This window comes from Bacillus sp. SIMBA_026 (genome assembly GCF_046535335.1).
Classification (GTDB): domain Bacteria; phylum Bacillota; class Bacilli; order Bacillales; family Bacillaceae; genus Bacillus; species Bacillus velezensis.
Genome location: NZ_JAWRWX010000001.1, coordinates 552,549 through 568,283 on the forward strand (window position 1 = coordinate 552,549; position 15,735 = coordinate 568,283).

The window sequence follows — 15,735 nt, forward strand, 5'->3', positions numbered from 1 at the left end:
TTTGTAAAGGGGATGAAGGTTTTTATGAAAGAAGCCCGTCATATTAGAAAAAAAGTACTCTCTGACATAGAAAGCGGCATCATTTCTTTGGAAGAAGGAGTAAAGCGGATACAGCAGCTTGGTTCTCATTCCGCAGGGGCTAACGGACAGTCGATATATTATCAAACAGTCTGGCAGCGGACAGATCTCAGCATTCATGTAAAAGGCGGCCGACGTGAGGGCAGCCTTTTATTATTTGATAAAAGTGAAGATGTGAGTAAAGAACTTGCTGCATTGCATGATACAAGGGTTATTTTGGTTAAGCCGGGGAAAGAGTTTCGAAAAACCGGGGACGGTGTATTTGAAATCGACCCCCGCTCTGAAAGAGATTACATAAACCTGTTAGGATGGCTTATAGAAGAAGAGAAGTCAGATATACGGGAAGCGGTGCATTTGTGGTCAGACATGCCGTTTGAAAAGACAGAGAGAGCGATTCGTGAACAATGCGACAGCGGAGTCTATTCTTTGTTTTTATTACAACAGGCGCTCTTCAAAAATAACTGCCGCAAACCGATCAAGCTGTTATATGGATATTTTTCGCATCTTTCCGGAGAACAGCCTCTTTACGCGGCGGCAAGCGGATTTTTGCGGACATTGCAGCTGGAAAATCCGTTAATCTCAGCAAAAACCATTGAAATGGAGCAGTCAATAGCAGCCGTTCACGCAGCTGATATCATACGCAATGAGCTGAGTGATTTCCAGCCTTCAGATGTAGAGATCCGTTATCAAGACATGCAGCGTTATGTCAAACAGCTCAAAACGTATGAACCCGAAAAAAATTCCGGAAGCGGCGATGTGCCGCTGAGAGAAAATGGAGTATATATTATCGCAGGAGGCGCGGGCGGATTAGGATTTACCTTTGCAGAATATTTGGCTTTTCAAACAAAATGCTGCCTTGTTTTAACGGGGAGATCTCCGCTTTCAGATCATATAAGAAAACAGCTGAGACGATTAGAGGATGCCGGTTCTTCAGCTGTTTATGTTCAGGCTGATATTACCAATAAGGAAGAAGCCGAATATGTAGTCAAAAAAGCCAAAACTTCTTATGGAAAAGTAAACGGGGTCATTCAGGGCGCGGGAATCATCCGTGACTCTTTCCTTCTTAACAAGTCACGAGAGGAATTCGATCAGGTAATCAGACCGAAAGTATTGGGTACGATGTGGCTGAATGATGCTGTTGAGAAAGAAAATCCTGACTTTTTCATTTGCTTCTCCTCTACTTCCGCAGTGTTGGGAAATGTCGGGCAATCTGATTACGCGTTTGGAAACAGTTATATGGATCATTTCATGAATATGCGTTCTGCCCAGCATTCTGATAAGATTTCTCTCTCTCTGAACTGGCCGCTGTGGAAAGAAGTCGGCATGCAAGTGGATGAACGAACGGTAGAGACAATGAAAAAGGCGGGTTTTTATCCTTTAGAAAAAGAAGAAGGTAAAGAAGCGTTTGCAGTCGCATTGTCCTCCGGTTTTTCGCAATTTACTGTATTTTACGGAGATGAGCAAATTGACAATCATGTTCAGCAATTATATGAACGAAAAGACAGCATTCAGGCAGATGAAGGAACAGGGAGAAATATCGAATCATTTGATTCAGAGAAACTGACAGCTGAAACATCTGATTTCATCATAAAAATGATTGCTGCAGAATTCAGGATGCCTGCGGACAAAATAGATGCAGAAGAGCCATTGGAAAAATACGGACTTGATTCCGTTATGATTATCAATATTACGAATGAGCTTGAAAAACATTTCGGCGCGCTCTCAAAAACGCTGTTATTCGAATATCAGACTGCGGCAGAATTGTCACAGTATTTCGTTGAGGAGCACAGGGATACTCTTCTTCATAAACTCCGGTTAGGAGAAAACGGGAGCAGCGCCCCATCTCAGAAGAAAAAAGATAATAAACAGACAGCCGATGTTAACGGGAAACAGAAAATCCAGATGAAAAATCAGGTGCAGCAGGAGAAGTATCATGATAATGATATCGCGATTATCGGTATCAGCGGACGTTACCCGATGGCAAATGATCTTGATACTCTGTGGGAAAACTTATTGAACGGTAAAGACTGTATAACTGAGATACCTAAGGATCGGTGGGATTCGGGGCTGCACTATCAGCCCGCAGCGGGCGATGAAGTAAAAAACCAAAGCAAATGGGGGGGATTTATTGACGATGTGTATCATTTTGATCCGTTGTTCTTTAATATTTCTCCTGCCGAAGCTGAATTAATTGATCCGCAGGAGAGACTGTTTTTAGAGACGGTTTGGCACACCATAGAAGATGCGGGGTACGCAAAGAAAACGCTTGAAAGAAAAAACGTCGGTGTTTTTGCAGGGGTTATGTACGGCCACTATCAGCTGTACAGTGTTGGTCACGAAGCGGCCGTTTCTTCCTCATATGCATCAATCGCAAACCGGGTATCGTACTTTTTTAATTTCAGCGGGCCAAGTATTGCTTTGGATACGATGTGTTCCTCATCATTAACGGCTGTTCATTTTGCCTGTGAAAGTTTAATCAGGAATGAATGTGAAATTGCAATTGCAGGAGGCGTCAATTTATCCATTCATCCTCATAAATATGAACTCCTGACTCAAGGCGGATTTTTATCCAGTGATGGCCGGTGCAGAAGCTTCGGTTCCGGAGGAGACGGCTATGTGCCGGGAGAAGGGACAGGTGCCGTGCTGCTGAAACCCGTAAAAAAGGCTATTGCAGACGGTGATCAGATTTATTCAGTTATTAAGGCAACAGCCATCAACCACGGTGCTAAGACGAATGGATATACCGTGCCGAATCCCAAAGCTCAAAGTGAGGTCATTACGAGAGCCTTTAAAAAAGGGTTTATTGATCCAAAAAGCATCAGCTATATAGAAGCTCACGGAACAGGCACCGCGTTAGGAGATCCAATTGAAATCACCGGTCTGACCAGAGCATTTTCAGATGCCGAACGCGATAAGAAAACATGCGCGATCGGGTCGATTAAGTCAAATATCGGACATCTTGAGGCTGCTGCAGGCATAGCGGGCATTACGAAAGTTATTCTTCAAATGAAACATAAAACGATTGTTCCGTCACTGACTCATTCTGCTGAATTGAATGAAAATATACCATTTCAAAAAACACCTTTTTATGTACCGGACAGTGCCGAAAAATGGGAGTCATCCGTTCCCAGGCGTGCCGGAATCAGTTCTTTCGGGGCAGGAGGAGCTAATGCCCATGTTATTTTAGAAGAATTTGCGGATGAAGCTATCTCTCCTCTCGCGGCTGAAGAACCTGAACAGCTTTTATTTGTTTTTTCTGCAAAAAATGCCGACAGGCTGGCAGAGTATGCAAAACGCGCAAAAGAACATATAGCAGCCAGAGATTATCCATTAGAAACACTTAGAAATACAGCATTTACTTTACAAACCGGCAGAGAAGAAATGCCGCACAGATTGGCTGTTATCGCCTCTACAAAAGATGAATTGCTTAAAGGACTGACAGATTATACTCTCGGAAACGCGATGGATCATATTTTTACAAGCGGCAAAGACACAACAGAAGCTCAAAGGATGAACAAAGCTGAGATTGAAGAAGCAGCCGCAAACAGGGATCTTGTGAAGATTGCTGAATACTGGGTTGGCGGTAACGGAGTAGATTGGCCGTCACTTTATAAAGATGTCACTTTGAGACGGATTTCAGCACCCGGATATCCATTTGCCAAAGAGCTATGCAGAATAGATGCGCAAAATACGGGAAGCCGCCGGATGAACGTAAATAACGATCTGCATCCTTACATTTCATGCAATATATCTGATTTTAAAGCACAGAAGTTTCTTATCAATGTAAGCGATACCGATTTGTATATAAAAACAAAGTATCAAGACAAGGAAATGTTTCCGTTTCTCAGCCAGATTGAAATGGCGAGAGCTGCCGGAGCGATGGCTTCAGGGAATCCGATTATTAAATTAACAGAGCTCTCCTTTAGAGAACCGATGTTACAAAGCGGAAGCAATGAGCAGATCCGGATTGTATTAACCCCGGATAATCAGGGTGCATCGTATTCTATAGAAAAACAGAGCGACTCATCCATTTATTCCTCAGGGCGGCTTGAATTAGAAGGCGGAGTGTACGAGAACGGAAATATTCATCTTGAGCCGTTCCTGTCTCAGCATGCAGACCGCATACCGTACGAAGCGTTTTATCAGCGGCTTGCCGAATTCGGATACAGCTGCAGTGACAGTCTGAAAGCGGCAGAGCATTGCGTCAGCAGGAACGGACAGGTGCTTTTAAAGATAAAAGCAAAGGCTGGGCCGAAAGGGTGCATAATCAAACCGGAAGTTATTGAGAGCGTATATCAAGCCGTCATATACCTTGCGGGGGAAAATGCCGGAGAGCTCCCGGAAAACATTAAAGAATGTATGATTTTTGATCATGAGACTGAACCCGTTTATGTATATGCAGAACAAACTGGAGAAAGCGATTCGGCTTATGATGTGTATGTATTAGACAATGCCGGCGGGATTTTGATGGAACTGAGCGGGCTGGTTTTTGGCGAAAAGCCTAATAAAAATGTACGTTTTTATGAGCATAAGTGGGATCAAAAAAACCCTCTGATTGAAATCAAAGATAGGGAGCCAAAAACAATTCTGGTCTTTGCAAAAGATGAAGCATTAGCTGAAGCTCTGAAAAATCAATCAGACAGCCGTGTCATTCTCGTCACGCCGGATCAGCGGCAGACCGATCAAAATCTGCTGACATTCTGTGTAAACCCGGAAGTGACGTCAGATTACATTCGTTTATTTGAAGAATTGGAGAAAAAGGGATGTTCTCCTGATGTCATCTTGCACACGGGAGAAACATTTTACGCGGGTGACCACCTTCTCAGCGGCCTGGAATCAATTTTTTATTTATTAAAAGCCCTGAGCGCCCGCAGTGACGCCTCTCTTTATCTTCATTCTCTGCTTCTTGTTCACTCTTTTAAAGAAGGCGTGAATGATCCGTATACGGGCGCTCTTGCAGGCTGTTTAAAAACGGCAAATATGTTGGTGCCATCCGCAGAGAATGTGAAGTCAATCGGTTTTTCAGAACGTATATCAATTGAAAAAAGGGCTGAATTTTGTCTTAACGAAATGGTTTCAGGCATGGAACGGCAGGCGGAAGAAGTTAAATATATAAATGACAAGAGGTATGTTAAGACATTAAAGGAGTATGTATTCAATCATACAGAGCACTCTCATCTGCTGAAACAGAAAGGGGTTTACCTCATAACGGGCGGTTTGGGCGGTCTGGGCCTGATTTTCGCAAAATATTTAGCCTCTCAGTATCAAGCAAAATTAGTATTGACGGGAAGGTCACCGTTAACAGCTGATAAACGCCATAACATTGACCGGCTGCAGGCGCTTGGAGGAGATGCTGTATATTATCAAGCTGATGCCGCAGATCAAAAGACGATGGGACGGGTCATAGAAGAAACGAAACGGACTTGGGGCTCCATTCAAGGTGTTATTCATTCAGCTGGTCATGCCGATGATCGGTTATTTACAGAGATGAATCTGACTGATTTTTCAGAGGGCATGACTGCTAAAATTGAAGGAACGGTATGCTTAGATGAATTAACGAAAGATGAGCCGCTTGATTTCTTTATCGTATTTTCTTCTATTTCTTCGGTCTTCGGAGATTTTGGACAGGTTAATTATGCGTTGGGCAATTATTTTCAAGATCAATATATAAATTGGAGATCCGAACAGAGCCGCCGGCAAGAGAGACAAGGCAAGAGCATTTCGATTAACTGGCCGTTGTGGCGTAAAGGCGGAATGCATTTAAACAAAGAAGCGGAAGAAGCTTATCTTTCCGCATCCGGGTTTGATTATTTGGAAACGGAAGAAGGGATAGCGGCTTTTGAGACGATTTTGGCAAATGACTGTCCGCAAATTTCGGTTGTTACCGGGGATGCCGGAACAACACCAGCAAAAAAAGATCTGCCGCATCAAAAAGTAAATACGCTTCCGGTTCGTCAAGAGGAAATTTCTTATACAGCACCGGCTTATACAGACAATGTCCTGGAAGAACTGAAGCAAATGGTATCGGAATTATTGAAAATTAACATTGAACAGCTGGATACGGCAGAGAATTTCGGCAATCTCGGCTTTGATTCTATCAGTTTGAAAACATTAGCTGTCCGACTGAATAAAAAATACAAGCTTAAGCTGACACCTGCCGTTTTCTTTACTTACAGCCATATTAAGTCTCTTTCAGAATTTCTTAACAGTGAACTGCGTACTGTTGCAAAAGGGAATACAGATGCAGAAAAAAACATTTCTGAAAAAAGGAAAGTGCACGCCGAGAAAACCACCGGGAAAACCGTGAAGCCGCCGCGAAGTTTTCCGTTTGAAAAAAAGACAACAAGACAGGCTGACCATCATCCAGAGAAGCAGCCAGTTGCCATTATCGGGATGAGTTGTGTTTTTCCGGGAGCAAAAAATGCAGATGAGTTTTGGATCAATTTAATCAATGAAAAAGATTTGATTCAGGAAATTCCCCCGGATCGCTGGGATTGGAAAAAATACGCCGAAGGCAAAGGAAGCAGCGAAGTACATTCGAAATGGGGCGGCTTTATCACAGATGCCGATAAATTCGATGAGGCGTTTTTCAATATTAATCCGCGGGAAGCAGAACTCATGGATCCTCAGCACAGAATTTATTTGCAGGAAACCTGGAAAGCGATAGAAGATGCGGGTTACAAAGCTTCAAAGCTGTCTGGCAAAAATATCGGGGTGTTTACGGGCATTCAATTTAATGATTACCGCCAGCTGCTGATGAGGCATTCGGACGGGGCGCATGCGTTTGCGGGAACCGGAAACAGCCAGGCGCTCATCAGCAACCGTGTATCCCACTATTTTAATTTCAGAGGTCCGAGTGAGTCCATTGATACAGCCTGCTCAAGCAGTCTTGTAGCAATCCACAGAGCTGTGCGCTCGATTCAAAATGGCGAAAGTGAGCTGGCGGTAGCAGGCGGGGTTTCGCTGCTCTTAGATCCAGTCACGCATATGTATACTGATAAACTCGGTATTTTGTCTAGGGATGGCCGGTGTAAGACGTTTGATAAACTTGCCGACGGTTATGTCCGCGGTGAAGGTGCAGCTGTTCTGTTATTGAAACCATTGCAAGCGGCAATGAATGACAGAGACAATATTTACGGAGTTCTGAGAGGAACCGGAGAAAATCACGGAGGAAGATCTGCTTCATTGACCGCGCCGAACCCGGAAGCTCAGGCAGAACTGTTAACGTCTGTTTACAAAAATGCCGATATTCCTGTTGATACGATATCTTATATTGAAGCACACGGAACCGGGACAGAACTGGGAGATCCGATTGAGATTGAAGGCTTGAAAAAAGCGTTTGGATCTTTTGAGCCGCATTCAGGAAAGAATCATGATCAATATTGCGGCATCGGTTCAGTAAAAACGAATATCGGTCATTTAGAGCCCGCCTCTGGAATGCCGGGGCTGATTAAAGTATTACTATCCATGAAGTATAAAACACTGCCTGCCACACTACATGTCAAGGAACTGAACCCTTACATTCAATTAAGCGGAACACCGTTTCATATTGTCAATAAAACAATGAAGTGGGCCAGATTTAAAGATGGACAAGGAAATGAAGTTCCGCGCCGTGCCGGAGTCAGTTCCTTTGGATTCGGCGGGGCAAATGCTCATGTCATCGTGGAAGAATTTGAATACGGACAAGATAAAGCAGTAACTGCCGAGCGGGAACAAATCATTGTTCTATCGGCCAAAACAAAGGAAAGGCTGATGGTTAAAGCCAAAGAGTTAACAACGTTTTTACATGAAGAACTATCAGTTCAACTCAGTCAGCAAGAGGTGCAGGAACGTGATTTGCAAGAGGCGGTTCGGGAAGCGGCAGCGGGTATCCTGCGTTTAGATACCGCAGATATAGATGCAAAGACACCTCTTGCTGAATTCGGATTTGATCCGTTGGCTTATTCCGAATTAATCTCTTATATAAACCATATGTACGGCACAGAAATATCACTAGACATATTTCAGGAATTAATGACCCTGAGCGAGCTGTGCCGCTATATCAGCAGCGTCCGGAATCGATCAGCTGATAAACCGCATAACGGCAATTTTAGAGAAAAGTCCGGAATCAGTCTTGAAGAAATAGCATATACGCTGCAAACCGGAAGGGAACCATTTGAATGCCGCCTTGCGATCACTTGCTCGAATACCGGAGATCTTCTTGAAAAATTAAACGGTTACATCCAAGGGAGCAGGCTGCAAGGTGTTTATGAAGGAAATGTAACGGATTTTGATAGTCTGTACGCTCCTTTATTCGGCGGCCCCGAAGGTCATGCATATGTTCAATCACTGATTCAGCAAAACAAGCCGGCCAAACTGGCTCAGTTGTGGACGATCGGTTGTGAAATCAGCTGGGAAGACTTGTATGAGGAGGAACTCAAACCGGTTAAACTGTCTCTTCCTCTTTATCCTTTCAGCAAGAACAGACATTGGATTCATTTAAATAAAGATGAAGCGCAGAAGGCTGAGGCTTTCTCGGGTACTGAGCTTCACAACTCAAATAAAGATACAGCAGATGGAGAAATCATGTCGCTTCTTGAAAAAGCACAAACAGGTGAGATGAATACGAAAGAGACGTCAGAGCTGATAGAGGAGTTGCTTTTCCATGAATGAAAAAACGATGCAAATTGAGCAAATCGTGAAAAAGGTGAAAGAATGCAGCCTGACGCCTGAAGAAGGGCTGGAATTAATTAAGAGCTTGGGGAAAACCCATCTATATGAAATGGTATGGGATAGACATGAATTTAAAGGCAGTGGAAAATTCCCGCATACGAAAGAGCCAATTTTATTTTTTTGTGAAGACGACAGCATGTATACCGTAATGAAGAGGCAGCTTGAAGGCTATGAGGCACCTTTCATTTACGTGACTTCCGGCGAGCGTTTCGAAGATTGCCGGAACGGTCGTTTTACAATGAACTTTGCAAAAGATGAGGATTATGATGCGTTATGCGGGGTTCTGCGTTCTCAAAATATAAGACCTCGTCATATTATTCATTTTTTGGCTGCCGGGCTCTTCAAAAATACAGAAGATGCAATGAGAAAGCAGCTCAATAAAAGTCTGTATTCCTTGTTTCACATGTTTCAGGCCTTCATGGCGAACAAACTTTGTCCGAAAGCAGAAATTTTGTATCTGTATGAAAATGCCGAGGGCGAGGTTCAGCCGATTTATAACGCGGTTGAAAGTTTTCTTAAGACCGTACAGGCCGAAAATCCGAATTTCACATGTAAGGCTGCAGAGCTGAAATCAATGTTTGACGAGCCGTTTACAAAGCAGCATGTTGCAGATGTCATCTCTTTTGAATGGAACAATCAATGTAAGACGAACCACGTTACCTGTTATGAGCCGAGCCATTATTATAAAAGGCAGCTTCAAACAGTAAAAAAAGAAGATGGGGAGAAACATAGTTTCAGTGTAAAAAAGAACGGTGTGTATTTAATTACGGGAGGAGCCGGCGGTCTCGGGTACCTGTTTGCGGAATATCTGGCGAAACAGGCAGAAGTCAAGCTGGTATTAACCGGCCGTTCCCCGGCCTCCCGTGAAACGGCGCAAAAATTGAGCGCTCTTGAAAATCTTGGCGCTGAAGCCTTATATGTCCCGGCAGATATTTCAAAGGAAAAAGAGACGGCCGCGTTAATGAAGCACATTAAGCAGACATTCGGAGAATTAAACGGAATTTTGCACAGCGCCGGACTTGTTAAGGATGCATTTATCATAAAAAAAACGAAAGAAAGCATAGAAGAAGTTATAGCGCCTAAAGTATTCGGAACCGTTTGGCTGGATAAAGCAGCTGAAGAAGAGCCTCTTGATTTCTTCGTTATGTTTTCGTCCCTTTCGGCCGTTCTGCCTAATGCGGGTCAAAGCGACTACGCCTTCGCTAACGGATATATGGACGGATTCACCCAGTATCGAAGCATTAAGGGACGTCCCGGGAAAACACTTTCTATTAATTGGCCGTTATGGGATGCGGGGAATATGACAGTCGGGCCGGGAGAGCTGCAAGCTTTAAGACATGCAGGGCTGGAACTTTTATCCGCCCAAGCCGGGCTTGCCGCTTTTCAGGACAGTATGAGCCGCTCTGCTTCTCAGCTGGCTGTTATCAGCGGAGACAAAGATAGAATAAGTGAATTACTCTCAACGGATCATAAAGAAATAGAGACTGTGCCTGAAAACAACAGTAATCTGCCGCAATTAAATGAAAAAGATCTGAAAAAGCAAACGGTTCGTCTTTTGACAGAGATCGTCGGTGCGGAAACGGGAAGACCGGCGGACAGTATTTTACCCGAGGATACGTTTGACCGTTACGGAATTGATTCTCTAACGATTTTAGGTCTTAACTCCCGTCTGGAAAAATATTTTGGAAGAGTGTCTAAGACTCTTTTCTTTGAATACAGCAGTGTTGAAGAGCTGTCAGAGTATTTTCTTGAACACTATCATCATGAGTTGAAGAAGGCGTTTTTACCGGCAGCCGAACAGCGAATTGATCATTCGGCGCCGGTGAAACGAGAGAAGCTTTCCGTTTCCCGCATACCATCCGCACCTTCCGAGGAAGATATTGCAATTATCGGTATAGCCGGCCGCTACCCGATGGCGAAGGATGTGGAACAGTTTTGGGAAAATATTTCTTCCGGAAAAGATTGCATAACGGAAATACCGAAAGAGCGCTGGGATTTTCGGAAATATTATCACACAGGTGACAATGCCCGTCATGACAGCAAATGGGGGGGGTTTATAAAAGACGCTGATAAATTCGACCCGCTGTTCTTCTCAATTTCGCCCCGTGATGCCGAGTTAATTGATCCTCAGGAACGGTTATTTTTAGAGACAGCGTGGCACACGTTTGAAGATGCGGGTTACACAAAGAAAAAGTTGAAACGGCATAAGACAGGTGTATTTGTCGGTGTCACCTACAGCCACTATCAGTTATTTGCAGCCGGTGCTTCAGATGATGAGGAACGTCAGGCGCTCCTGTCTTCTTATTCGTCTATCGCAAACCGGGTATCATATTTCTTTGACCTGCACGGACCCAGCCTTGCAATTGATACAATGTGTTCTTCTTCACTTTCTGCTGTTCATTTTGCATGTGAAAGTTTAAAAAGGGGAGAATCCACCCTCGCTATTGCCGGAGGAGTGAATTTATCGTTACACCCGGATAAATATACTTTACTTTCACAAAATCATTTTGTTTCAAGTGATGGGCGCTGCAGAAGCTTTGGAGCGGGAGGAGACGGTTATGTGCCGGGAGAAGGAGTCGGGGCCGTTCTTTTGAAATCGCTTTCTGCCGCAAAGGCTGACGGGGACAGGATTTACGGTGTGATTAAGGGAACATCTGTAAATCACGGCGGAAAAACAAACGGATACACTGTGCCAAATCCGGGCGAGCAGGCAAACGTCATCAGTGAAACTCTTGATAAGGCGGGGATTGATGCAGACAGCATAAGTTATATTGAAGCGCATGGCACCGGAACATCTTTGGGAGACCCGATTGAAATTTCAGGTTTAACCAAAGCTTTGCACAGCTCGAAAAGCGATTATCGTTGTGCAATTGGTTCGGTTAAGTCAAATATCGGACACCTAGAGGCTGCGGCGGGAATTGCTTCTATCACAAAAGTGCTGATGCAAATGAAATATAAACAGCTTGCTCCTTCCCTTCATTCCGATAACTTAAATCCTAATATTGATTTTGGGGAAACACCGTTTTACGTGCAGTCTGAACTGACCGATTGGGAGACGCCGCAAAATCAAGCCAGAAGGTCAGGCATCAGTTCTTTCGGCGCTGGAGGATCTAATGCTCACATTATCATCGAAGAGTATAAGAATGAAGAAAAGATGGAAACGGTACAGAGCAACAAGACGCAAATTATTCTGCTTTCTGCCAAAAATGAAGAACGGCTCAGACTCTTGATTGATGCATATATAAAAGAACTGGAGCCAAACACGTCACTAGCCGATGCTGCGTACACTTCGCAGACCGGGAGAAACGCTATGGAAGAGCGGCTCGCTGTTGAGGTTAGCAGCATTGACGATCTTCGCAATAAGCTGACGATGTATTTGCGGTCAGATCAGAAGGTAAACGGTTTATATAGGGGAAAGGCCCGCCGAGGCGCTGGTCAAAAGGGTGCCCTGTCAGCCGCTCACTTTGAAAATGCAAGAGATATGGCCATTCACTGGGTGAACGGAGGAGACGTTGAATGGGAAGAGATGTACACTGCGGAATTACCGAAGCTTATCTCTCTTCCTGTATATCCTTTTGAACGGAACAGATATTGGGTGCCTGCCGCAAAAGCAGCACAGAAACAGAAAAAAACAGGTGTACCGCAAAGTCTGCCCCATACACCGATTGACTTATCATTTGATGTATTAAAAAAATCGTGGAAAAAACAAAAGGCTGCGCCTTCCGCTTTTACGAAAGGACAGGTGATGATCCTGGCTAATAGTGAAAGTGAGCGGCTTGCATTCGAATTGTTTGATTCAGATCCTCTGATTGAACCCACTGTCATTTGCGCAGATAACTGGGATCATTCAAATGGGGAAGCCAAAAAAACGGCTCTAGCAGTCATAGAAGAAAATCCGGAAATCATCGGCATGATTGACCTGTCAGATTTGCGGAGTGATCAAAACGGGGCACACACCGGCACAATCGGGAAGCTGACACTGCTGCAGGAAATCATAAAGACACGTAAACAGCTTTTCGTTTTACATGTGACCAGGGGGCTGCAGACATTTCTGAATGACAAGCCGTCGTTAGCCGGAGCCGAAACAGCCGGACTATATAAAATGCTGAGTGCGGAGTATCAAAAGATAAAATCAAAAACAATAGATGTAGACGGGCATGTCGGGACTGCGGCGGAACTGAGACAGGTAATTACAGATGAAGCTTGCGCTGACGGGCTGTATAGTGAAATCTGCTACCGGAACGGTGAACGTTATATTCCATACGTCGAGAAATTACATGCAGCGGAAATAAACCGGAAACTATCCGGCCTGCCGGTATGCCGTACGGATCAAACCCTGGTTATTACAGGGGGAACAAGAGGGATCGGAGCAGAACTTGCCAGACATTATGCCGGCAAGGGAGTCAAAAAACTTGTGTTGATGGGAGTAACCGACCTTCCGGAATCTGATAAAATAGCCGGCATGTTAAAAGACACCGATGAAAAGTCACCTCTTTATTCGAAATTACAACTGCTGCATGAGTTGGATCAAAAGGGAGTTCAGGTGGAAGTGTATTCCGGGCCGCTCACGGAAAAAGAAACATTACAACGCTTCTTTTCAGAGGTGAGACTGAAGTTCGGCAAAGTCGGCGGGGTCATTCATTGCGCTGGTGCAGCCAATCATTCGAATCCGGCTTTTATTCATAAATCTGATCAAGAAATAAGAGAAGTATTTGAGCCAAAGGTACAGGGGATGCAGGTACTTCATGACATTTTTATTGATGACAAACTTGATTTCTTCATTTTGTTTTCATCTGTTGCGAGCGCCTTTCCTTTATTAGGCGCCGGAACAAGTGACTATGCCGCAGCGAACGCTTTCATGGATTACTTTGCGGCGTATCAGCATGCAGCCGGCAGAACATATTATCAATCAATTAACTGGCCGAGCTGGAGGGACATTGGGATGGGCGAGGTGACAAGTCCATCATATCAGGCACTTGGTTTACTTTCACACTCAACAGAAACAGGTATTGTCATGCTGGATGAAATGATGACGATAAACGGATACCCCTGCCTTATACCGGCAAAGACACATCCGGAGAAATTCAAGCTGGAGCAGCTGCTTCAGACAAGAATTCAAGCTGCTATAAATAACCCGGATGCTGAAGAAAAAGAGATCTCTGGTCAGGGAGACAATGAAGCTATGATCAGGAAGTTAATGGAGATTTTTTCCGCGGAGCTGAAAATACCTTACGAGAATTTAGATCAGGATACGTCTTTTGCGGATTATGGAGTTGATTCAATCTTACTGGTTCAGCTTGTCAAAAAAGCGGAAGATGCATTTCAAATAAAAATTGAACCATCAGCTTTTCTGGAGTATCCGAGTTTTTCACAACTGGGCGTCTATATAAACGAATTATTTGCAAGTGAGGGGATCAGTCCTCAAATTGATTCAGAAAACATTGAGATTCGGAAAAAAGAGCAACATATAAATCAAAATGCTTCTGAAGTACGGGACAGCGGATCTCAAATGCAACAAACCAGTCTGAACCAAATCGCTATTATCGGAATGGGCTGTGAGTTTCCGGATGCTCCGGACACAGAAACGTTCTGGAGAAATTTGAAGAAAGGACAAAATAGTGTCCGCGAAGTCCCGGCGTCGCGATGGGATATTTCTTCATACTACTCTGACACCTATGAAAAGGGAAAAAGTATCAGTAAGTGGGGCGGATTTCTTCAAGATATTGAGTCTTTCGATCCCGCGTTTTTTAATATGAACAAAAGTGAGGCATCAGAGCTTGATCCGTTAATCAAAAAATGCCTTGAGGTCAGCGTCCAGACATTGAGAGACGGCGGCTATACAAAAGAAGAAGTATCAAACAAAGAAGTCGGCGTCTTCATCGGTTCGCGGACCGGGACGTTTATGTCCAAAATAGGTTCTCCTTCAAAAAATACGATCGTGGGTATAGGACAAAATTTCATAGGTGCGCATATCTCACACTTTTTTAATCTGAAAGGACCGAATCTGGTTGTAGACACGGCTTGTTCTTCTTCATTGGTCAGCGTCCATCTCGCTTGTCAAAGCCTGATGTCAAAAGAGTCAGATATGGCGATTGCGGGCGGGGTTGACATTTTGCTGGATCAAAAGCCTTACGTCATGCTGAGTGAGGCTCGGGCGCTTTCACCTGAAGGAAGGTGTCATACATTTGATGAGAAGGCAGATGGATTTGTACCGGGAGAGGGATGCGGCGCAGTCCTTTTGAAAAGACTTGATGACGCCCTTGCCGAAGGTGACAGAATTTACGCGGTAATTGACTCATCCGCGGTTAATAATGACGGACAGACAATGGGAATGACAACACCTAATCCGAAAGCGCAAAGCGCAGTGATAAAAAAAGCCCTGAAAAAAGGCGGAATTGATGCAGATACTCTCAGTTATGTCGAGACGCATGGCACCGGTACGATGATAGGAGATCCGATTGAATTAAAAGCGCTGACAGAAGTGTTCCGGGAGGTTACGGAAGAAACGCAATTTTGCGGAGTGGGCAGCGTAAAAACGAATTTCGGACATTTAATGAGTGCAGCGGGGATAGCGAGTATTATAAAGGTTGCCTTATCCATAAAAAATCAGATGCTCCCGCCGACATTACATTGTAAAACGCCAAATCCGCGTTTTAAATTTGATCAGTCGCCATTCTTTCCGAACACGTCTTTAAAAGAATGGCGTCCCAGAAAAGGGGTTTTGAGAGCCGGAATCAGTTCTTTTGGATTCGGGGGCACGAACGCACATATGATATTGAGCGACAGCCATTTCACATTAGGATATGGAGAGACAAAAAGACACCCGCTTTCTCCGATTATATTCAATAAGGAACAATGCTGGATCGACAATGGAGAAACTCCAGAAAAGGAAGAGTCAGAATTGCTGATTCCTTTACTTGATTTCAAAGAATTATAAAGAAAAGA

2 protein-coding genes are annotated in these 15,735 nt (G+C 44.2%); both read left to right on the top strand.

Translation table 11 applies throughout. The features are described 5' to 3' along the window. Positions 1–24: 24 nt before the first annotated feature. On the top strand, positions 25–8,730 hold the full coding sequence (locus SB847_RS02960; RefSeq protein WP_410577322.1) for a type I polyketide synthase: 8,706 nt from the start codon (positions 25–27) through the stop codon (positions 8,728–8,730). After that, positions 8,723–15,727 carry an SDR family NAD(P)-dependent oxidoreductase gene (locus tag SB847_RS02965; protein ID WP_410577324.1) on the top strand — a complete coding sequence of 2,335 codons (7,005 nt, stop codon included), beginning with the start codon at positions 8,723–8,725 and terminating at the stop codon, positions 15,725–15,727. The genes SB847_RS02960 and SB847_RS02965 overlap by 8 nt, the downstream gene beginning before the upstream one ends. Positions 15,728–15,735: the final 8 nt, after the last annotated feature.

Coding starts and splice junctions, on each gene's coding strand:
- SB847_RS02960 (WP_410577322.1), top strand. CDS start 25: ATGAAAGAAGCCCGTCATATTAGAAAAAAAGTACTCTCTGACATAGAA.
- SB847_RS02965 (WP_410577324.1), top strand. CDS start 8,723: ATGAATGAAAAAACGATGCAAATTGAGCAAATCGTGAAAAAGGTGAAA.